This window comes from Companilactobacillus hulinensis (assembly GCF_003946555.1).
Taxonomy (GTDB): domain Bacteria; phylum Bacillota; class Bacilli; order Lactobacillales; family Lactobacillaceae; genus Companilactobacillus; species Companilactobacillus hulinensis.
Map to the genome: position 1 here is coordinate 44698 of NZ_RHOO01000007.1, position 22902 is coordinate 67599.

A 22902-nucleotide genomic window follows, 5' to 3' on the forward strand; every position below is an offset into this window, starting at 1 on the left:
GGCAAGTGAAATTTAAGACTTGTTTTCATGAAAACGTTTTTAAGTGAAAAATAGCTTTTATACCAGATATCAAAAATACAGGGATTGCTGGAATAAATATTACCATCAAGTAAACCAATCCGCTTAGCCTAGCTGTTCCCATTACTTCATTGAAGAATGGTGAAATGGTTACAAACAATGAGCTCAACGCTGAGAACGATACAGCAATAATTAATTTTGGATTACTGAAAGGATTACGGTGGAATAAAGTTCTCGAACTACGTGCATCGAATACATTCCATAATTGTCCAAAAACCAAAGTTAGAAATGCTACAGTCTGTGCTTCTCTGACTTGCATGCCGCTTCGTGCAGCAATGACAAAGGCAACGAATACAACTAATCCCATAACCGTTCCTCGAACAATAATCCGGTTAAGCATCCCCTCAGCCAGAATTGACTTGCTGGTATCACGTGGCGGCTCATTCATAATATCCGACTCTGGAACATCATAACCCAATGCAAATGATGGTAATGCATCACTGACCATGTTGACCCACAACACCATTAATGCCGTCAAAATTGGTGTATTGCTAGAAACATTGCCAATATCATGAGTAATTAATAGCAATCCAAACATCAACGACAATACTTCCGCAACATTAGTCGTTAATTCATGACGCATGAAGTTTTTGATATTGGTAAAAATTGTCCGACCAGCTTCAACCGAATGCTCAATCGTAGTGAACTTGTCATCTAACAATATCAAATCTGCCGAATCCTTAGTCACATCTGTACCATTGATTCCCATTGCAACACCAATATCGGCTGCTCGTAGTGCCGGTGCATCATTCACTCCATCACCAGTCATTGCGACTATCTCACCGTGACGTTGTAATTGCTTAATAATCCTTTGTTTATGTTCAGGTGATACGCGAGCATAAACTCTAATATTCTCAACATGATCAAATAACTCATCATCTGATAAATTATCAATCTGCTTACCTTCCATAACCGGTGCCTTATTATCAGAAATAATTCCCAATTTAACCGCAATAGCTTGGGCCGTCTTAGCATGATCACCAGTAATCATCACAACATTTATAGCGGCGTTATGAAGTACTTCAACGGATTTTCTAACTTCCTCACGTGGTGGGTCAATTATTCCCGCTAATCCTAGTAGGTGAACATTTTGCTCTAATTCTTCTACCGGCAAGTTCATAGCTTCATCTTCTGATATAACCCTTTCACCAACGGCTAAAGTACGCAACGCTGCTTCGGCGAATTGATCAATTTTGTGCTTCAATGCTGCATTATCATCCGTGGCTACAGACTTATTTAAAAGAACATCCGGAGCGCCTTTAACCAATACTTTAAATGTGTTTCCATTCTTAATTACCACACTCATCATTTTTCTAGTGCTATCGAATGGAAAAATCCTCAAAATATCATAGTCTTCTTCTGACTTCTGGTTCAATAACGTATGTCTATCCAGTCCTAGTTTTAATCCTAGAACAACCAATGCGACATCGGTCGGATTCCCAAAAGGTTTGTAATTTCCATTTTCATCTCTCGAAACATTTGCTTCATTATTCAAAATACTCGCAATAACGAATTTTCTGGCTGAATCAACCTTGTTCTTTGGCGTTATCTCACCCAGAGGGTCATATCCTCGACCTTCAACATCGAATTCAATGCCGTCAGTAAAAAATTTCGTAACGGTCATCTCATTTTTGGTCAAAGTCCCCGTCTTATCTGAAGCAATAAAAGTAGTTGATCCAAGCGTTTCTACACTATTAAGAGACTTGATCAATCCCTTACTCTTGGTCAGGACCCCAGCACCGATAGTCAAAACTATCGACAATACAGCCGGCAAAGCATCTGGAATCGCCGCAACGGCTAAGGCGATTGCCGTAGACAATATGGCAGTAAAACTAGTAAATGAGAGCGTTCCAGTAATCATCCATGTTTTCACAGATCCAGCTATCAAAGTAAACAGCACCACTCCGCCAGCAACGTACATTAATTTTCTAGTTAAATCGTCCACAGTTCTTTCGATGGGCGTTTTTTGTATTTCACTATTCGTCAATAATTCCGCAATTTTTCCTAATTCTGTATCCATCCCTGTCGCTACAACAACTGCATAACCATTACCGTTAGTGACAGTTGAACCAGAGTATCCCATATTCTTACGGTCACCCAGATCAGTATCTGTTGGTAAAGATTCAACCACCTTGATAATTGGATCAGATTCACCAGTCAAATGTGCTTCCAGAACTTGTAATTCTGAAACCTTGATCCATCTGACATCAGCTTCAATAAAGTCACCAGTCTTGACACTAATAATATCGCCAGGAACTAATTGGTCTACCGATACCTTCTCCCAGTCATTATCTCTTAGAACTGATGCCTGATGATTGTTCAGCTCCTTCAAACTATCAAGTGACTTGCGAGCATTCACAGTTTGCCAGACTGATAGACCACTATTGATACAGATCAAAATCAGGATAGCGATGGCTTCATAAAAAGACGACATTGCATGTTTCGCACTGCCACCTGACAGCTCATACACACCACTCATCAAAGATAACAAAACCGCTAGTAACAAAATAATCACTAGTGGTTCCTTAAACGAATTCATTAAAATTTTCCAGATTGGAGTCGGCGGTTCTTGCTTTATTTCATTTTTTCCATATTTGTCTAGTCGTAATCGGACTTCTTGGCTAGATAATCCTTCGTGACGACTTGTCCGTAGCGAATTTAGTACATCATTTTTATCCTGGTCATAAAACATATAAGTGCCTCCTCCATCTGATTTGATATTAGTATTCACTTATAGTTTAACAAATTTTAAATTGATATACGAATTATTTGTCATAATCTAAAACACATATAATTATATTATGACATTTTCTTCCTATTATATTATAGAAAGTAAAAAAATAAGCCGTTGGCTTAACAACGACTTATCTGCTACTACTTAGTAAAACCATCACTGGAACTATATCCTTTTCCAGCAGTCAAATCATATTGGATCAGTTTGTAGTCTTTCAAAAGTTCTTTTTGTTTCTTAGTTAAATTCTTATAAGCAACTTCTTTACCAGTATTTTTATTGACATACAGGCTTTCAGAATCACCAACTGTACTCTTAGCCATTGCTGGAGCTTCTTCTTGAATCTTAGTCAACATTGCATAGAATGGTGTTACCTTCTGACCCATTTGTGCATAAGCTAGAGCTATGAAGCCATTAGGATCAGTAATCTTAGTATCTTTATTGATCTTATTAGTACCGTCGCCGTGCGCGATGGCGTACTTATTACTATAGATGAAGTAGTCAGTTTCATGTTGGGCAACATTATACTTCTCCATACTATTGCCATCATAAATACCAGGTAGGTGATCGCCATACCAAACGACTGTAATCGGCTTATTGATTTTATCTAGTTTATCTAAGAATTCCTTAGTGGAAGCATCAGTCAAATTAATTCCTTTAGAGAAGTTCTCAACTTGTTTGGTATTCTTACCAGCACCAGAACCGCTAACTTTGAAGTTATTATCCTTATACTTATTAGTATATGGCATGTGATTTTGCATCGTTACCAAACTAATGAATTGGCCGTCTTTGACATGATTAACTTGCCATAAAGCATCCTTATACGCTGACTCATCACTAATATACTGACCACCATCAGTAGTATCAGTATATTGCAGTGCAAGGTCCCCAGTAGTGTTAATATTCCTAAAAGTCTGGAAGCCAAACTTCTTATATACACTAGCTCTACTATAGAAGTTACCAATATATGGATGAATTGCTGACTTAGTATCGAATTGATTAGTAATGTTCTCAGGATTGGTCTGCTTTTGTACTAATTGCACATATGGAGATTGAAGTGACTTCGAGAACTGATTGTATGCCAGTCCAGTAAAGGTCATGTATTCCATGTTAGCAGTACCACCACCGTAACCAGAACTAAGCATCAAACCAGAAGTTGTATTCTTCTTAATTTGACGAATATTAGGCATCGCATCCGAATTAACCTTAACATTTGGTACACGACTAGGATCTGAGAAGCTCTCACTTAATACATAAATCAGAGTCTGCTTATTAACATTACTATTTGGACGGTCCTTGTTAATGTCAGCTGCTGTTTTCTTGTACTTCTTAACAATTGAATCAATCTTAGTCTGACTATAGTCCTCTGGTTCGTCCATAACATTAACACGAATGTTGGTTAAGAAGGTAATCAGTGGACCATTACTGTTGGTCTCCCAAATTAAGTTAGCGGTAAAATCCGAACGGCCAGCCTTAGCTAGAAATTTGTTAGTTAAAGAACCTTCATCGTTAGCCGAATAAAAACTACCTAGGCTTAAAATAGCTAATAATAGGAAGATTACACGAGTGGGCCATTTCATTCTCAATAAATATTTGCCAAACTTTCGTTCCAAGAAAATACAGATGGCAATCCCAATAATCAGGATCACCGCAACCTCAACGACAAGCTTCATGCTGATCATCGTTAGTAATTCCTTGATATTGCTTAAGAACATCAAGTCACTTGGCAAAATAGGTTCAGTACGGTAGAGAACCTTCAACTTGTTGGCAATTGAGAAAATCAGGAACACTACATAGAATATCGCCGTTGAATAGAAAAAACGGTTAATTATTCCATATAATCCAATGTAAATAAAGAATAATACACCGGCAGTTACGAGATACATTCCTGGGAATGTCTTCGTAGCGTTGGTGAATGCAAATGACCAAGAACTGGTTTGAGAATAATCAATAACTAGTCCCATAAATAGTGCTGAAAGTATTATGAAAACAAATTGTAAAACATATATTTTATTTAACTTCTTCATTAATGAAACATCCTTACCCTTGCGTAATTAACACCTTTATATACTAACCCATATTATTTGAAAATGGGAATAAAATGAGCAAATAAAAATTGTCCTTATGGTTGTTTCTTTCTCATAATCATATTCTATAGCTTCACATCTCCAGAACTTAAAATAATCTCCTGCTATGCAGACCGAACCGAGCCTGAGGTACGGTCTCGATTCTCGATTTTAATACTTACAAAGTTCGTAAGTATTAAAACTCGTCTGGTGGTGTAATGGCTAAAGCCATAACGCCACTCTCATAGCTGGAGGTTATTTTAAATTCTTCCGATTACTCCGTAAGTTTAATAAATTTGGATAGTATCAAAGTCACTATTTATGGGTTTAATTGAATTTTTAATCATAATTAATAGATGACCAAAACAAAAAATCGTCCTTCCATATAAAGGACGATTTTCTATCTAATCAATTCATTTTTACCATCGCACTCAAGATAACTGAAAACATCTTCTTTATCGAACAATGGCGTATCATTTAAGGCCTCTTGCGTAAGAACCGAATTAGCAACTGCAAATTTCAGCGTGTTCTCAAAGTTCCAATCTTCGATTAGACCTGTTATAACGCCGCTGGCAAAAGCATCACCACTACCAATTCGGTCAAGAATTCTGATCTCACGTGGCTTAGACTTATATAATTCACCACCATGAGAAATGAATCCTTGGAAATACTTCTTGTGTTCATCACTGCTGCGACTGCTTCCTGCAAAATAATCAATATTATAATCCGAAGTGAATTTTGCATACAAATCAGCATCTTTTGCATCATCGTAATCTAGTAAATCCGTCAAATCACGTTTACTACCGAAAACAACATCAGCGTATTGGAGCATTTCTTGGTACAACTTTTTCATCATTAAATGACTGTTATCTTCATTCAAACTCATGCGATAGTTAAAATCAAAACAGACCTTAACGCCTTTTTCATGAGCCAATTTAGCTAATTTCAATGCTGCATCCCGTGTCTTTTCGGTCAAGCTCAAGGCTATCCCGCAAATATGTATATAATCGGCATCCGCAAGCTCCGATTCAAAATCATAAGCGTTTGCATCAGTAATACAAAATGAACTCGATAATCTGTCCTGGTAGGTAACTCGTTCTGGCCTTGACCCATGTCCCAACTCAACAAAGAAACTGCCTAGGTGTCCTCCGGTATATCCAACAAACTCGTCTGATATACCAAGACGTCTAAGATCTGCGACGACCTTCTTACCCAAAGAATTATCAGGAACTTGAGTTATCATGCTAGTTCTATATCCCAAATGAGACAAACTTCCTAGCAAGTTAACCCCCGTCCCCACGGTCGACATACGTACAATATCACTTTGTTCCAGGAGCATATGTTCTGGAACCGTGTATCGAAGCATTACTTCACCAAAGGCTAAAATTTTCATCTGTCTTGCCCTAGAATTTCTTGATGATTTCATATAATTTAGCTACATCTTCAGGACGCGTGTCACCAGTTGCTTTGTCGATAATTGAACTGTAAACATGTGGAATAATTCTCTTAACACCAGCATCTTTAGCAATTGAGACAATTTCTTCAAAGTTATCTAAGTCAATTCCACCAGTTGGTTCTAGATCGAAATCATTTTCTGCACATGCCTTAGCAACAGTTTTGAATTCTTCAATGTGAGCTAAGCCTTTCATTGGGAAGAACTTGATTGATGAACCACCCATATCCTTCAACAAAGCGATTGCTGTTTCAATAGGAACCTCTGTAGGAGTTGTTTGACTGCTTAATGGACCAGTAGCAATATTTACAACGCCAACTTTGCCAGTTGGTGAAACCAATCCATTGATGATAGTTTCATCTTGCCCCAACATAGCACGACTTGCACCAACACCAGTGAATACTTGGTTAACGTGTTGTGGTTGAACAGCTTTTGAAACTCTGACAACCATTGCGCTTTGATTAGGGTCACCAGCGCCAAGTCCGACTGAAACGGCGTTATGAATCGCTTCTTTATATTTGAGCATATCTTCGATAGCAGCTTCATCAGTTGGATAGTTCTTTGTTAGAACACCAAGTACAACGTGTCCTTCAGCTGCATCGTAACAGTCCTTTGCATTTTCGATTGAATTAGCTAGTACATTCAAGCAAATTCCATTGTCTAAATAATTAGGTTTCAAGTCCATCATATTTCCTCCATGATTTCTTTCATTCTTGCGACGATTTGATTCATTTCAGATTCGTCAACTGATCTAATATCGAATTCAATAATACCGACATTCACACGATATTCACGTGCATAGATTGCTATAGCGCCGTTACGTAGTTTGTCACAAATTTCTTGTGCCTTATCAGTTTGAACACTGGCACGATAGATTTCTCTACCGGCACCATCTTGAACAATTTTAACTTTCAAACCGATAGCTTTGAGTTGTTCAACGAATGGTGTTAGACGAGCAATCATTTGTTGCCCATCTTCTGGACCTTCTTCTAGGTATTGCTCGATTGCACCAGTCAATCCGATGATATTTTCTTTACCGATCTTCATGGCACGTCCCATACCTTTGCTTTGAAGACGAGCCCAGCCGATATACTTAGCTTTACCAAAGACAACCCCAGATGCTGGTCCTTCGATAGCTTTTGCACCACTATAAATTACTGCATCGGCACCCATTTTAAGATACTTAGTTAAGTCTTCTTCAGCGGCAGCATCCAATACCAATGGCAAGTTATGTCTATGTGCCACTTCAATTGCTTCAGGAATAGATAACATACTCTTTTGAACTGTGTGGTGACTCTTGATGTAGAGAATTGCGGCAGTTTGATCTGTTATTTGCATCTCAATATGTTCTGGAGAGCACATATTGGCATATCCAGCCGGTATCATCTTGGCACCAGCAACACCTAACATAACGTCTACAGGGGCACCGTAGTCAACATCATGACCCATGGGGAGGATAACTTCACGCTTAGTAATACGGTCTGTGTATGGGTGATAAACGTGGTACATACTACCTTGTCCAATAATTCCGGCGATTGTCTCCGCAATACCTGCAGAAGCTGAGTTGACGATCAATGCATCTTCAGAACCGACTAACTTGGCAACATATTTACCAGTTTGAACAACCAAATCTGCCATTTCAAAGAAATTCTGAGCACCCAACTTTTGAGCAGCAACCACTTTGTCAGATACTTTTGAAACACCGAGGATGGTCATCTTCCCATCTGCATTGATAACATGCTTCAAATTATACTTTTCATAAACATCCATTCTAAATACCTCCGATTGCATACACATTGCCACCGATAATGCTGTATTTAGGTTTAACAAGCGTATCAGTTGTTCTTGTGTTGCCGTTTGAATCTGTTAATTCCTTTTGTCCGTGCTTAATATCAAAGATAGTTACATCAGCATCAAAGCCAGCCTCCAATTTACCCTTACCAGCAAGATTGAAGTTCTTTGCAGGACGACTTGTTATCATTGGAATGATTTCTGAAATTTTATATCCGATCAACATCAGTTTTTCAATACATGTTGCCATGTCATAAACTGGGCCGTCTTCACGATTGTGGTGATAGATATCTGTACTCAAAGTCTCAGGATATAACTTGTATTCCTTAGCTATTTCAGCAGTGTGGAAGTTGAAACTATCAGTACCATGACCGACATCGAAGATAATTCCGTGCTCGTATCCGTCTTGAACAAAGTCTTTGATCTTATCATTTTCATCCAAGATTCCGTTAGCCTTACCATTGAAACAATGAGTCATGATATCTCCACGATCCATAACTGCCATTATCTCTGATAATTCTGGAGGATTAGTACCAATATGAACCATCAGTGGTAGATGCTTATCTAGCTTCATCTGAAAATACTTGGCTTCAACCAGGGGATTGATTCCATTGCCGACAACCACTGATTTACTCATTCTGGCCTTAATACCAACAATGAAATCAGGATATTTATCAACTGCATCTTGTAACTCTGGTAAGCTTAGACGACTCATATCACCCAATTCATCTTGAGCCAAGATACCAGTCTTAGAAATATTGATCATGGCATAAACATTAGTCTTCTTATCACGGGTACGATCATAGAAATCACCGATATTATTGGCACCAGTTGAGCCAGCGTCAATAACTGTTGTAACGCCGGTTGGATATCCATCTTTATCAGGATCATCATAATAGAGTGTCAATTTCTCATAACAATGTGTATGATCATCGATCCAGCCAGCTGTTACGATCGATTGTCTTTCCAGGTCAATCGTCTTGTCCGCAGTAACATCATCAAGTTTTGTCCCAACACGCTCAATCTTACCGTTTGATATAAGCAGCTCAATTGCCTCTGAATGCTCATTGAGCCCATTTTTAATGTATAAATCAGCCATAATCAAATTTCCTCCAATTTAAATTTAGCCCATGGAGTTATGTAATCTAATAGGAATAACTCTTGGTCAGAAATTTCAGCGACTTTATTCTTTCTTTCATCGCTATGTGCTTCTAACACAATCTGTAATTCATTTTTGTATTTACCGAATTCATCATTACCGATCACGATATCGCCACGTTTGAATTCATGTGAACAGCCATTCTTAGGATTCTCTTCTGGACCATACTTTTTACGAACCTCTGTCGAACGAATTACCAAGTCAGTAATATCACCACGACGAACATGTTGATTATCAAGCAAAATTTGTTGTTCTACATCGTGGATACAGTCACAAATTTTCACATTGAAAACAATTTGATAACGATTCAAATTACCTAGTTTTTCTAATTCTTCATCCGATGCATAAGCATTACCAATAATCACACAATCGATCATATTCGTAGCAAATAGGTGTTTAGCCTGTAATTCAACTGGCAAATCACGGTGCATCTCAAGCGTTGGTAATCCATCGTTGATGCTCCATGGACCCATAGTTCCGGATTGAGATGTAATAAAAGCTGCGGTCTGAATTCCATGTTCTTTGAAGCGTTTTGAACAACTATTGAAGAATTCTAATGGCAAACCTGTACCACGTTGTGGATAAAAATTATGACAACCAAAGATGAAAGGTTCGTTAGCCGAATAAGATAGGATATTATTCAAATAATCCACATCATTACTCATATTTAGTTCAACGTTCAATTGTTGTGGATTGTACGAAATCAGGGCTTCCTGACGTCCATCGAATCCTTCATCCAATCTAATACCATCGGCACCTAGTTCTGAAAAGAAACTCAAATCTTGATAAGAAATACCTAATTGATCAAAGATATTAGGTGCAACATCCAAGGTAGTAGTAAATCCAAGTTCTTTGGCATAGGAAATCAAATCATGATACTTTGCCATGACCGCTTCCTTACCTTCACTGACTTCCAACATACTCATGAAGATTCTTGAGAAACCATGCTTGGCAGCTTTGGCCAAATACTTCTTATCTTCATCATTGCTGTGATCTGGATAAACTGAAACTCCTAATGTACGCTTTGTCATACTTTCTTACCGCCTTCCATGTCTGAGAATACGTTCAGATACTTATTGGAAATGATGGTTGCTAAGTAGATAGTTGCCAAGATGGTTAATGGCGCTGCCATTTTGAGTAACATACCAATCGCTGCAACGAACATTAATACAAGGATTGAACGTAAAATCACTTTCCCAGCTGAGATATTTTTTAGAAATTTGGGAATGATATTCTTTTGAACTAAAACTTCACTTAATAGGAAGAATGCTGCCAAACCAATCATGTAATACATAATTTTTTTACTCCTTGGCTAATTGTTGTTTTTCGAACACCTTGAAGAATGGATAGTAAATTGCGAGATCAATAATGAAGTTGACACATGATAGAATCAACGCCGGAACACTCCAGTTCGTACTGATGAATGCTCCCAGCGGACCAGGCATTGTGAACGGCAATCGGGCCATCATCATTGGAACCACTCCAGTGATAGTCATAACGTACGAAAGCGTACCTGTTACTAGTGGCGCAACGATAAATGGAATACCTAAGATAGGATTCATAACGATAGGTGCACCGAAGACGATTGGCTCGTTGATATTGAACAATCCAGGCAAAATAGCTAGTTTACCCAAATCCTTGAGATAAGCTGATTTAGAGAACATGAACAATACTACAAGTGCCAAAGTACCACCGGCACCACCGATCCAGATGAACCATTGTAAGAATTGTTCCGTGAAGATAGTTGAAAGGTGATGTGCACTAGTACCACCGGCAAATTCACTCATATTTTGAGCAATTGACATTTCCCAAAATGGACGAACGATAGGATCCATGATGGCTGCACCGTGAATACCCAATGTCCAGAATCCAGTAATAAGTAGGATTGTTAATAATCCACCGAACAAACTGTTACCAACTAAGACACCTTTTAATGGCATTAGGATTGTACTTAAGAATGAAGATATGTTGAAATCAAAGATATATCTGATGACCCAGAATAATAGCAAGATGATTGCTGCTGGAATCAAGGCAACGAATGAATTAGAAACTTCTGGTGGAACTCCATCCGGCATCTTGATAGTGATATTCTTGTTCTTCAAGAAACGATATATTTCAACGGTCAATAGACCTGTAACGATTGATGCGAATAGTGACGAAGCACTCAAGTTAGCAATGTTGATATATCTACCGGCATCAATAACCCCTTTAGCATCTTTTAAAACATGGATCGGAGCAGCTGTTGAAACTAAGAAAGCTAGGACAGCTAGAATTCCATTTGTTAACTTATCGAGCTTGTAACTTTCGGCAAGTGATGAAGCAATACCAAACGTTGCGTATAGTGCCAAGATACCAACTGTATATCTGAATGGAATATCCAGAATTTCCTTATATGGTAGTAATGCATTGGCTACCGACTCAATTGGTATATTGTTGATGATCGTAAAGAATGATCCAACAATGGTAAGTGGTAGTGTTGAAATGATTCCTTTACGAATCGCAGTCATGTGGCGCTGAGTTCCCATTTTATTGGCAACTGGTAATACTTTTGCGTTGAGCATGTTTACAAAATTATCCATAAAACTCCTCCTTCAAACGAGTAGTACAAAACTTACGTTTATTTCTTCTCGCTCTTAATTTAGGAACATCATAACATTATAATGTTATGATGTAAACGCTTAAAATACGAAAATTAAACTTCGTATTCAATCTCATATGGGAACTTATTAGTGTCATAAACAGCAATGGAATACTCAATCAAATTACCCAATCGATCATATCCCTTACGGATTCTCTTAATAGCTAGTTCATCACTTGTACCAAGTGTCTTCTTGTCATCATCGCTTAACTTAATTGCCTTGAAATCATCTTTGAAATTATTGATATCTTGACCGCTGTCCTTGAGAATTTTATAGAGTGACTTATGACGTAAATCTTTTAATTCACTTTGAATTCCAACATTAGGAAGATAATGTTCAAAAATGATGAAAGGTTCCTTGTCTAATGAATACAAACGTTTGATGTACAAGACATCTTGACCAGATTCCTCAAAAGGGGTTCCCTTTGGAGATACAAGTTTGATCTTTAAAATTGATTTGCTCAAGTCGCCCTGTTCATTAACAATTGACGAATAAGACTTGGCCTTTGACAACTTGTTGAACAGATTATTACTGATAACCTTGGTACCAATGCCACTCTTCTTCTCAAGATAACCTTCTGAAACCAACAATTCGACTGCCTTGCGAATTGTTATTTTACTTACATTATAAATACCTTCTAACTCATTCTCAGTTGGAATCATAGTCCCAACTTCGTATTTGCCAGATAAGATATTCTTCTTAATATCACTAGCAGTATTCTGATATAACGTACCTGTAATCATATTTATTCCCCCAATCAAGGATTTCATTAAATAATATATCATTATGTCATTATAATATATATATACATTACTAAAACTTTACATAACGAGATAAGGAGTTTATTTATGAAAACATATCCAGATCCAAATTCTATCTATCCAAATCCAGATATCAAAGAAGTGGTATTTGTAAAAAACACTATTACTCGACCAAACATTTTGATTGGTGATTACACTTACTACGATGACCCTAACGATCCGGAAAACTTTGAAAAACATGTGACTAATCATTACGAATTTCTCGGTGATAAATTGATTATCGGCAAATTCTGCTCCATTGCCCACGGAATAGAATTCGTTATGAATGGTGCTAACCACGTGATGAAAGGAATATCTACTTATCCATTCAATATCATGGGTAACGGATGGGAGACAAATACGCCACAACTCACCGATTTACCTCTCAAAGGTGACACTGTAATTGGCAATGACGTCTGGTTCGGCCAAAATGTCACCGTTATGCCAGGTGTAACTATCGGTGATGGAGCAATAATTGGTACTAATAGCCTAGTTGCCAAAGATGTAGAGCCTTATGCAATTGTTGGTGGTAATCCTATACAAGTAATCAAAAAGCGATTCTCAGATGACGTTATCGATCAGTTAGAAAAGCTCCAGTGGTGGGATCAGGATATCGAATGGATCACTGAACATATCCACGATTTAACAGTTGCAGAATTAGATCTCAAGTCAGTTAATCATCTGATAAATTCACTCCACTAAAAAAGCAGCAGATATCTGCTGCTTTTTCATTCTCATTTTATAAACTGCAATCTAACAGCATTTAACACCGCTATAACGGTGACACCAACATCGGCGAATACCGCTTGCCACATACCAACAAAACCAAGAGCTCCTAGTAATAGGAACAATACCTTAATACCGATTGCAAAACTAATATTCTCCATAACTATCTTCCTAGTTACTTGAGCAATCTTAATTGTCTTGGATACCTTTGATGGTTCATCACCCATGATGACGATATCAGCTGCTTCAACCGCGGCATCACAACCGAGACCACCCATGGCAAATCCAATATCAGCACTGGTCAATACCGGCGTATCGTTAATCCCATCACCTACAAAGGCAACCTTCTTATTACGTTTCTTAGACTTTTGAAGTAATTCAGTTACGATATTAACTTTGTCCGCAGGTAACAATTGAGTATAAACTTGGTCTAATCCCAACTTATGACCAATTGCCTCTCCAACCGTCTTATTATCACCCGTCAGCATTGCACTTTTAATACCACGCTGATGTAATAATTTGATAGCTTCTTGCGCATCAGACTTAGGTTCGTCAGAAATCACAATACTGCCGACAAATTTGCTATCTGCACTCACATAAACAACTGTACCAATATTATCATTCTTAATATAGTCAATATTATCCATAGCCTTTTCATTACCAACTATGATCCACTTACCATTGACCGTTGCACTCAATCCTCTACCGGCACGTTCATTTGCACTAGTAACACGGAATGAGTTCAAGTCACCGTTATAAGCTTTCAAAATCGACAACGCAATTGGATGAGTTGAGTTTTGCTCTGCAGCAGCTGCGTATCCCAATAAGTCCTGTTTACTGACATCATTAACTGGGGCTATATCAACAACTTCAAATTTTCCTTTGGTCAAAGTACCAGTTTTATCAAATGCTACCGTATCAACGTCGTTTAGAGCTTCAAGATAACTACTACCCTTAACTAGAACACCTTGTTTAGATGCAGCACCAATACCTCCAAAGAAGCTTAGTGGAACTGAAATCACCAATGCACATGGACATGAAATAACTAAAAACACTAATGCACGAGAGATCCATGTACCCCATGTGCCAGTGAATAATGGTGGAACAATTGCCAAAACTAGAGCCATTCCTACTACTATAGGTGTGTATATTTTTGCAAAACGAGTAATAAACTTTTCAGCTGGAGCTTTTTTATTGCTAGCATTTTGAACCATATCCAAAATCTTAGCTACAGTCGAATCGTTATATATTTTAGTTACCTTTATTTCTAACGTACCATTCTGATTAATCGACCCACTTAGCGCCATATCATTTTCTTTGATACTCTGAGGCATTGACTCACCTGTTAAAGCTGAAGTATCCACATTAGATTGACCCGAAACAACCATGCCATCCAACGGTATCTTCTCACCAGGTCTAACGACAATGATTTGACCTACTTGAACAACATTAGGGTCAACACGCTTTGTCTTGTCAGATAACTTTAAAGTGGCAAAGGCTGGCTTAACTTCCAATAATGCTGAAATAGACTTCTTAGAATTGTTAGTAGCAATATCTTCAAATAAATTACCAACTTCATAGAAGAACATAACTGCAACAGCTTCAGGATATTCTCCAAGCACTAGCGCCCCAATAGTGGCAATCGTCATTAAGAAGTTCTCATCAAAAATTTCGCCGTGAAAAATATTCTTAACCGCTTTGAAGACAATACTTCCACCAATAACAAAATAACCGATGAAATAGAACAGAATACTGAGTGGCTCACCAAATATTCCACTAAATCCAGTTACCATGGAAATAGCTGAAATAATTAATTTCCAAATTCGTATAATAGATTCTTGATCTAATTTATTTTTAAGCTTTTTTCGCTTATTTTTAACTTGGTATTCGGATTGGACATTGTATAATTTCATTAGAAACATCCTCCCTACAACAATGTAAGTGTTTACATGAATATATGAGCATTCATTCATATATCATGTATAATATAATATATCTAATATAGAATTTCAATGATTTCGGAGAAAAAGGTGATTTAATGTCAGAAGTAGATTTTCCTGAGCAAGAGCATCAAAATGCTCTGAACCATTTAAAAGAATCCATACCTGCTAATGAAGAATTAGAATCTATGGTCAACGTATTCAAGGCATTTGGAGATATGACTCGTGTCAAAATCATTCTGGCATTATCTAAGACGCCACTAAGTGTTGGTGAAATTGCCGACACCTTGGATATGAGTCAATCGTCAATCTCACATCAACTGAGTCTGTTGCGCCAATTGAACCTAGTATCCAGTGTCAGACATGGTCGCAACATTCACTATCGATTAAGTGATCAACATATTATTACCATCTTTAATCAAACCAAAGAACATATTATTGAAGATGAAAACGATCAATAACAGTCTCGAGACAGTCAATCCGTTTCGGGATTTTTTATTTCTGATAATCTGTTGACTTTAAATATTTCAGAACTATAATGGGTTTTGTAATCAGATAGTGAGTACTCACTATCTGAGAAACGGAAAGTTTTTAGATAGGAGTGATATATAATGTTTACAACAATATTTTGGATTTTAGCAATTTGGTTTGTAGTCAGCATTATTTGGATGTGGGCCAAAAGAGATGATCAACAACTTCAAAAGACTCTTGGATGGGTCAACGTTGTCGCTATTATCGCTGGATTCTGGACATTCTACGCCGCTACACGTGTTGGCAATATCGAAACATGGTTCAATGTTCTCAACTATGTCAACATCGTTGTTGCTGCAACTCAACTATACCTTGGCTACCGTAATGGCCACAGTGTAAAACATGCTTAACTATTAATTTTCATTTTGATATACCCCTGATGAAGCTGGAGCAAAAGCAATTTTGTTCCAGCTTTTTCGATGCTACTATCTTATAATTGAATTAATACTTAATATGAGGCTTAAATTATGAAAAGTTTAATCGAGGTTTACCAAGATTCGCCTGAAACTGCTGATATGACCGATAAACAATTGATGATCTTTCGTTCAGCAATCAAATTGTTCGCCAAAAAAGGCTATAAAGATACTAGTACCAAAGAAATAGCCCATGAAGCTGGTGTTTCTGAAGGAAGTCTATTCAAGCGCTTTAATAACAAAGAAGAACTATTGCTGGCTATTTTAAAGCCGATATCGCGTGTCATCTTGCCAGAAGTACTGACTGAATTATCTGAGGCAGATTGGGAGTCCAACTACTCTACCCTTCACGACTTTATCAGTATATTAGTAAGAAACCGACTTGAGTTCTTCATGGCAAATATCGACGTCATTAGAATATTTGTTGATGAATTCATTTACGATGAAGAAATCAGAAAAGACATGATTGCTGAAATACCTGCTGAATACTTGAAAAATATCAATGCTTCTTTTGATCGATTGAAAGAAAACGGACTACTGATTAATTGGAATAATGTGGAAGTATTCCGATTCATCTTTTCAGTTATTTTCGGTTATGTTGCACAGCATTACTTCTTATTTAATTCACCCAAATGGGACAAAGTAAAAGAAGTCAATCATTTGATTGACTTCATTGTTAAGGGTTTGAGTCCTTTTGAGGAATAGGAGAATTTAGAATATTTTGTTATTGATCTCATTCAATTTTTGGATGAGATTTTTTGTTCCCTGCGGTACGTAAAAATGTTGAAATAATTTCTGAAAAATTGTAAATATTTATTAGCATATTTCTGAAACTTTACGTGATTTTTACATTAATTATACGAGAAATTTACATTGGTTAGATATGATTATCTAGTTCAAAAATATTAAACACTTAGGAGAGATATTATGAAAATGAGTAAGTCCCTTATCATTACAAGTTTACTATTTAGTTCTATGATTTTAAGCCCAAGTACAATCGCGGGTATTACAGCTCAAGCTGCAGAAATTGCTGGACAAACAGACAAACCATCTGGTTCAAACAATGAAACATCAAATAATGGCGCAACTATTAATCCAACAAATAAGCCATCTGGTTCAAATACCGGTGCAACCAATACTGATGCTTCAACTAAAACATATCATATTAATTATATTAAACTCACAGCAAAAAAAGTTTCCGTAAAGGAACAGGGAACTTTTGGTGGGGAAACTTATGATAAAACTGTTCAAAAACTAGCATACAGAAACGATGGAATTATAAAGCAAGATGGTTTAACTATCGATTCAAAAAGAACTCCTGTAATCACTGACTTTAATGCACCACTAGGATATAATATTTTGGATAATCAATCTCTCAAGCCTGACTCCAACAACGTAATTAATTTAAATGTAGTTGAGCGAAAAAAAATTCATCTAACATTTAGAGAAGGTATTAATTCAGTTGAGGTTCCTACTAAATATCAAGAAATAGTAGTAAACGATGGAACAGATACTGTTGATCACACAAAAATCAAATTACCTGATGGTTATCAATTAAATAGTAATACAGATCCAAAAATTTCAAATGATTCTGCTACAGTATATGTATCTTCAAAAAGAAATGTTTTAATTGACTACATGAACGGAATCAAAAAAATCAGTATTTCTGGTACATTTGTTCCGCTCAACGCAAAAAAAATAAATGAATCAAATTATTCCCTACCATATGGTTACAAATTGGCTGATAATAATGACTTTTCTATTGCCAATAACCATGTAACAATCCAAATTATTCCAGTTTCCGAAGAAAATAATAATAGCTCAGCAAATACTAACAAACCATCAACAACTCCTGGTTCATCACATACATCAAATGGATCAAGCACTACAAATATGCACACAACAACTGTTAATTTTGTAGACGAGAATGGCACAATCGTTAGTTCATCAAAAACCACTGGTGCAACCGGCGAACAAAAAACTGTTAGTCTACCTGATGGTTATAAGTTAGCAGCAAACGAAACAAACGATATCACTATCGGTACAACTGACAACACTGTTACAGTTAAAGTTGTTAAAGGCTCAGCTGAAGGTGAAATCACATCACACAAAACTGTTGTAACATCTACAGATGTAGCAACTCTATACTCAAAAGAAGGTAAACAACTTAAAGGTCGTGCACTTTCTGCAAATTCAAACTGGGCAGTAGACAAGCAACTTGTACTTAACGGCACAACTTACTATCGTGTTGCTACTGACGAATGGGTGAAAGCTAATGATGTATATGAATTTGCTTCAGTTAACAAGTCTATTACAACTGCTTCTGACTCAGCCAAGACTTTATATACTTCAAACGGTAATGTAATCAAAAATCGTGGTCTTGCTGCCGGATCATCATGGCACACAGATAAAGTTGCCACAATTAATGGCAAACAAATGTATCGCGTTGCTACTAACGAATGGGTTCTTGCAAGTGACTTAGCTTAATTATTATTCCTTCTTATTCTATTCGCACTCCCACAAAAATAAAATCAAACACTCAACCAAAAAAGACAGCCGTCATGGCTGTCTTTTTGCTTGTCCTACAATTTCAATTTTAATGTAACCATATTATACGGATCAATTGAATCAACATCAGAAATTGGATTCTCCAGTGCATCTACCGTACTTGACTTATCAATCAATTCTTTTGATAAATTAATTCGCTCAGAAGTAGGATTCTGAATTCTTACAATATAAGAGTTCGTATCACTATATGCACGATAAATTGCTGAAACATCAAGATTATCATCAAGATCCAAAAGTGAAATGGTATCGTCCAATTTAGGATTATTCTCGGTTTCCCAAATTTTATTGTCCAAACGATGAATAAACATATTCAGCTTTTGAGTTTGATAAGAAATTGATGGTGTTAACCAACTACGTGTTTCTTTAATAGCTTTACTTTCAGAAAATGCTTCATTCTCAAATTTAAAGGCGAACTTAAATACATTCTCACCCAATTCTTGAGCTAAAGGCGTTGGCATCATGATATGACCTTGATTTGTTGTATCTCCTGAAGCACGTCCTGGACGCCAAGCAAGATTTGGCTTGCCCAATTGTCCAGTAGTTGCCATCAAAGTTATATACAATCCTGTTTCATTATATTGATACTCTTTCATCCCTTTTCCAAAGAATGTGAAGTGTGAATCCTTATCTCCAACTGAAACATTCTTGTCAAAATCATAAATATTAACAGGCTTTTCAACAAATTCATCATTCCAGTTATCCGCAATAGGTTTGTTATTAGTCTTTACAAATCCGTCCTGAATATGAGCAATTGCTTCATCACTATCAATATTAGAATTAAATCTTAATCTCAATCTATGAGATTCGATAACATTATCGAATTTTAATGTGGCATTCACCATATCATGATCATTGAATTCTAATTCTAGTTTGTAAGCAACCAACTTATTGTCTGGATTCAAAGATAATCTATCATCTAATCTGAGAGGAAGACTAGCAGACCCAATTACAACAAGTTTTTTAGCAACTCCGTTAACCTTTTCAACATATGAATTATTCAATGGTAAACTAATTTCTTTATCACCAGATAATGGAGAATAATCATATGTATCTCCGTCATTACCAGAATCTACTAATTCTAGAATATTAACCTTGGTATTGTTACCAACACCATAATTAATTTGTCCATCAACGAATTCTATAAATTTGTCTCCAAAACTAATCTTATTATTACCAACAACTGGTGTTTTAACGGCTTCTGGACAAAATTCTTCACTATCTTCAAAATGAATAACTTTATATCCTAATGCTGGCAACTCGACGTTACCCTTGAATGTCAATTGATAATATTCTGGTTCATCAGTATACTCTTGGCCTTTAGGTGTCATCATCAGAATATGATGACGGGTTGGAAAATGCTTGCTATCAGTAATGTAAGCATCGCTAAGTCCATCAAATTTAATCTTCTTAGAACTAGCAACAATACTAATAGTCTTAGGGCCAACATACTCATGTGCATCTGTATTGAAAATAAGAACGTCGTGATCGCTAAGATTTAAATAATCTGCAATCTTCTTCTCAATCATATTTTCAATTCCATCAGCCATCTCATTAGCTTCTTTGAAACGATGTTCAATATCAACAGCTACATTATCAGAAACACTTCCACCCAAAGTATCATGTGCCTGACACTCTAGAAGCTTCTTCCAGAGTTTGATCATCAAACCATTTCCGATATCAATATCACATTTCTTTGCAATAACAGTTAATGGTTCGATTCTTCTTAAAATTTTCTGCTCTAAATTAAAGTTATCAGTTTTGATATTATGACGAACTGATCCGATAGTACGATGTACTCTAGAATACGTTGGCAAGCGCAGTTCACCTTGATATGATGGCAAATCCTTTTGCTTTCTCAGTTTTCCAATGAACTCAGGATATGAACTAATGACAGTATTGTAATTGCTCAAGTCATTTAACTTCTTAACTGTTTCACCCATATTCTTAACAATATTCATTTGATCAATACCAGAAGGCATTAATAATTCTTGATTGTCGCCATGTTCAGTTGAGAATTTAGAAGCTGGATCAAAACGTTCTTTAACAAATTGCGGTAATCTACGCTTCGATTCGACGTCAATTTGAGCTGTAAAATAGCCAAATGGAAAGTTTGCGGCATAAACTTCTTTACCTGATAGACCCTTCCACTTGAAATAAACAGATTTCATTTGTCTATCAAAATTAGTTCCACGCCAGAATATAAAGTTATCAATTCCAACTTGATGAAGTAATGTAGGCAACTGAGCGTTGAATCCAAATGTGTCTGGAAGATAACCAACCATCATTGGCTTACCATATTTTTGCTTAGTATCATTAATTCCGATAACCAAATTCCTAATAATCGATTCAGCATCAGGAACTAAGGCATCTGTTTGAGTATACCAAGGACCAACAAACAATCTTCCTTCAGCAACCAACTTCTTAATACGATCTTCCGCTTCTGGATGAATTTCTACGTATTCATCCACAATGGAGGTTTGACCATCTAAACAAAAATTAGCATCTTTATTTTTTTCCAGTTCATCTAAGGCTTCAGTAAACAACTGGTCACTCAGTACTAACGCATCAGTTGTTGTAAAATACCATTCTCTGTCCCAATGCGTGTGATTTACTAAATTGTTAGTCATTTATTAACCTTCCTTAACTGTTTTATTTTTTCTTGTAAATCTCTTTAAGAAATTAACAAGTAATGCTTCAACAATAACCCCAATAATGATAGCTACTGTATAAAGGAACCAATTTGATGAAAATGGTATTGCCATTACTGTCGATAATGCTGTCTTTTGAATGGTACCAAAAGCTGCATTAACGGCACATCCTACAGAAGTACCAACAATAATACTTGGAATAACTCTTACCGGATCAGCAACGGCAAACGGTATAGTACCTTCAGTAATACCAACAATACCCATAATAGCTGCTGAACGACCACTTTCAATTTCAGCGTCTGAATATAACTTCTTACCACCAATCAATGTTGCTAAGAACATACCTAGTGGTGGGATACCAATAGCCATTAACATAGCTGTACTTGCAGCATAACCACCGGAAGTAAATGCAGCCATACCGAAAGCATAAGCAATCTTGTTAATAGGGCCACCCATATCTACGGCCATCATTCCACCTAGTAATGCAGCAAGAAGAACAGCGTTGGCACCTGACATTCCCTTCAACCATGCAGTCAATCCAACTGTCATAGTCTTAATAGGACTACCAACAATGTAAACAAAGATCAATCCAACTATCAGTGTTGCTAAAAATGGAATAATAATCAAAGATTTAACAGACATCAAGTTTGTTGGCATAGGAATCTTCTTTAACCATTGAACTAGATATCCAACTAATAGACCAGCAAGCATACCACCTAAGAATCCTGTTCCCATTTGTGATGCTACTAGTCCAACAATAAATGCTGGTGCAAGTCCGGGACGGTCAGCAATTGAAAACGAAATATATGCTGCGATAATTACCGGAATAAAACCTAAACCTGTTTGTCCAAGTAATCTTAAATTGCCCCAAATATTACTTGTTTGGTTCCAAACATTTTGCCCACCAAAGATAACAGCTATAGATGTTAATAAACCAGCTGCAGTAACAAGTGGAATCATGTATGAAACACCAGTTTGAAAATGATTGGCTAATTGTTTACCAAATTTTTTCCATTCCATGATTTTCTCACCCTCTAATTTTATTTAACTAATTCCATTGCCTTATCGATAGCCGCTTGACCATCTTTAACAACTTCAGAAGTTCCTACTTTCAAAATTTGTTTACCATCAAAACGATCTGATTCTTGTACCGTTGTATCAACAGCAAAGATAACTACATCTGCACCATCAATATCATCTTGTGACAAACGATTCTCTAATCCCATTGCCCCTTGAGTTTCTACTTTAATGTCATATCCTTCCTTTTTTGCATACTTTTTCAAATTTTCTGCAGCCATATATGTATGTGCAATTCCCGCGATACATGCTGTTACAGCAACAATTTTTTTAGCCATGTTA

General features: G+C 36.7%; 19 protein-coding genes. 5 read left to right on the forward strand and 14 right to left on the reverse strand.

The genetic code is table 11. From position 1 onward, the window contains the following. Positions 1-25: 25 nt before the first annotated feature. From EKM66_RS05500 to EKM66_RS05545, 10 genes are all read right to left on the reverse strand, one after another. Positions 26-2770, reverse strand: coding sequence for a cation-translocating P-type ATPase (locus EKM66_RS05500; RefSeq protein ID WP_125762423.1), 2745 nt, complete (start codon positions 2768-2770; stop codon positions 26-28). A gap of 182 nt (positions 2771-2952) precedes the next feature. Continuing rightward, complete coding sequence (locus EKM66_RS05505; protein ID WP_125762425.1) at positions 2953-4836, reverse strand: LTA synthase family protein; 1884 nt, start codon at positions 4834-4836, stop codon at positions 2953-2955. A gap of 439 nt (positions 4837-5275) precedes the next feature. Next, positions 5276-6268: a sugar kinase gene (locus tag EKM66_RS05510; RefSeq protein WP_125762427.1), complete on the reverse strand. Its 993-nt coding sequence runs from the start codon at positions 6266-6268 to the stop codon at positions 5276-5278. A 10-nt stretch (positions 6269-6278) separates the two neighbouring features. Continuing rightward, positions 6279-7013 (reverse strand): 2-dehydro-3-deoxy-phosphogluconate aldolase, encoded by a 735-nt coding sequence (gene dagF / locus EKM66_RS05515; RefSeq protein ID WP_125762519.1) that lies wholly within the window; start codon positions 7011-7013, stop codon positions 6279-6281. Next, positions 7013-8098, reverse strand: a complete 1086-nt coding sequence (locus EKM66_RS05520) for a DgaE family pyridoxal phosphate-dependent ammonia lyase (protein ID WP_125762429.1) — start codon at positions 8096-8098, stop codon at positions 7013-7015. Before EKM66_RS05520 ends, dagF begins: the two co-directional genes overlap by 1 nt. A 1-nt stretch (position 8099) precedes the next feature. Then, a complete protein-coding gene (locus EKM66_RS05525) occupies positions 8100-9218 on the reverse strand; it encodes an amidohydrolase/deacetylase family metallohydrolase (RefSeq protein WP_125762431.1) in 1119 nt (372 codons plus the stop codon). Positions 9219-9220: 2 nt separating this feature from the next. Beyond that, complete coding sequence (locus EKM66_RS05530; protein ID WP_125762433.1) at positions 9221-10309, reverse strand: DUF871 domain-containing protein; 1089 nt, start codon at positions 10307-10309, stop codon at positions 9221-9223. Next, positions 10306-10572: a hypothetical protein gene (locus tag EKM66_RS05535; RefSeq protein WP_125762435.1), complete on the reverse strand. Its 267-nt coding sequence runs from the start codon at positions 10570-10572 to the stop codon at positions 10306-10308. Before EKM66_RS05535 ends, EKM66_RS05530 begins: the two co-directional genes overlap by 4 nt. Before the next feature lie 7 nt (positions 10573-10579). Further along, entirely contained in the window at positions 10580-11857 is a 1278-nt protein-coding gene (locus EKM66_RS05540; RefSeq protein WP_125762437.1) for a PTS sugar transporter subunit IIC, read from the reverse strand. A gap of 113 nt (positions 11858-11970) precedes the next feature. Then, positions 11971-12660 (reverse strand): GntR family transcriptional regulator, encoded by a 690-nt coding sequence (locus EKM66_RS05545; RefSeq protein WP_125762439.1) that lies wholly within the window; start codon positions 12658-12660, stop codon positions 11971-11973. A 105-nt stretch (positions 12661-12765) separates the two neighbouring features. Between EKM66_RS05545 and EKM66_RS05550 the strand changes: the two genes are divergently transcribed. Further along, positions 12766-13419: a Vat family streptogramin A O-acetyltransferase gene (locus EKM66_RS05550; RefSeq protein ID WP_125762441.1), complete on the forward strand. Its 654-nt coding sequence runs from the start codon at positions 12766-12768 to the stop codon at positions 13417-13419. 32 nt (positions 13420-13451) lie between these two features. Here EKM66_RS05550 and EKM66_RS05555 read toward each other — a convergent pair whose 3' ends face one another. Next, positions 13452-15356 carry a heavy metal translocating P-type ATPase gene (locus EKM66_RS05555; RefSeq protein WP_125762443.1) on the reverse strand — a complete coding sequence of 635 codons (1905 nt, stop codon included), beginning with the start codon at positions 15354-15356 and terminating at the stop codon, positions 13452-13454. A gap of 125 nt (positions 15357-15481) precedes the next feature. Between EKM66_RS05555 and EKM66_RS05560 the strand changes: the two genes are divergently transcribed. From EKM66_RS05560 to EKM66_RS05575, 4 genes are all read left to right on the forward strand, one after another. Continuing rightward, entirely contained in the window at positions 15482-15844 is a 363-nt protein-coding gene (locus EKM66_RS05560) for an ArsR/SmtB family transcription factor (protein WP_125762445.1), read from the forward strand. Between the two features lie 150 nt (positions 15845-15994). After that, a complete protein-coding gene (locus tag EKM66_RS05565) occupies positions 15995-16264 on the forward strand; it encodes a hypothetical protein (RefSeq protein WP_125762447.1) in 270 nt (89 codons plus the stop codon). Between the two features lie 117 nt (positions 16265-16381). Continuing rightward, positions 16382-17032 (forward strand): TetR/AcrR family transcriptional regulator, encoded by a 651-nt coding sequence (locus tag EKM66_RS05570; protein ID WP_125762449.1) that lies wholly within the window; start codon positions 16382-16384, stop codon positions 17030-17032. 222 nt (positions 17033-17254) lie between these two features. Continuing rightward, positions 17255-18814: an SLAP domain-containing protein gene (locus EKM66_RS05575; RefSeq protein WP_125762451.1), complete on the forward strand. Its 1560-nt coding sequence runs from the start codon at positions 17255-17257 to the stop codon at positions 18812-18814. A 95-nt stretch (positions 18815-18909) separates the two neighbouring features. Here the strand turns inward: EKM66_RS05575 and EKM66_RS05580 are convergent, their stop codons facing one another. The 3 genes from EKM66_RS05580 to EKM66_RS05590 are packed head-to-tail and all read right to left on the reverse strand — an operon-like array spanning position 18910 to position 22898. Continuing rightward, the gene (locus tag EKM66_RS05580; RefSeq protein WP_125762453.1) at positions 18910-21522 is read right to left on the reverse strand and encodes an alpha-mannosidase; all 2613 of its coding nucleotides are present in this window, start codon (positions 21520-21522) and stop codon (positions 18910-18912) included. 3 nt (positions 21523-21525) lie between these two features. Next, on the reverse strand, positions 21526-22563 hold the full coding sequence (locus EKM66_RS05585) for a PTS fructose transporter subunit IIC (protein WP_125762455.1): 1038 nt from the start codon (positions 22561-22563) through the stop codon (positions 21526-21528). 20 nt (positions 22564-22583) lie between these two features. Next, a complete protein-coding gene (locus tag EKM66_RS05590; RefSeq protein ID WP_125762457.1) occupies positions 22584-22898 on the reverse strand; it encodes a PTS fructose transporter subunit IIB in 315 nt (104 codons plus the stop codon). Positions 22899-22902 lie beyond the last annotated feature (4 nt).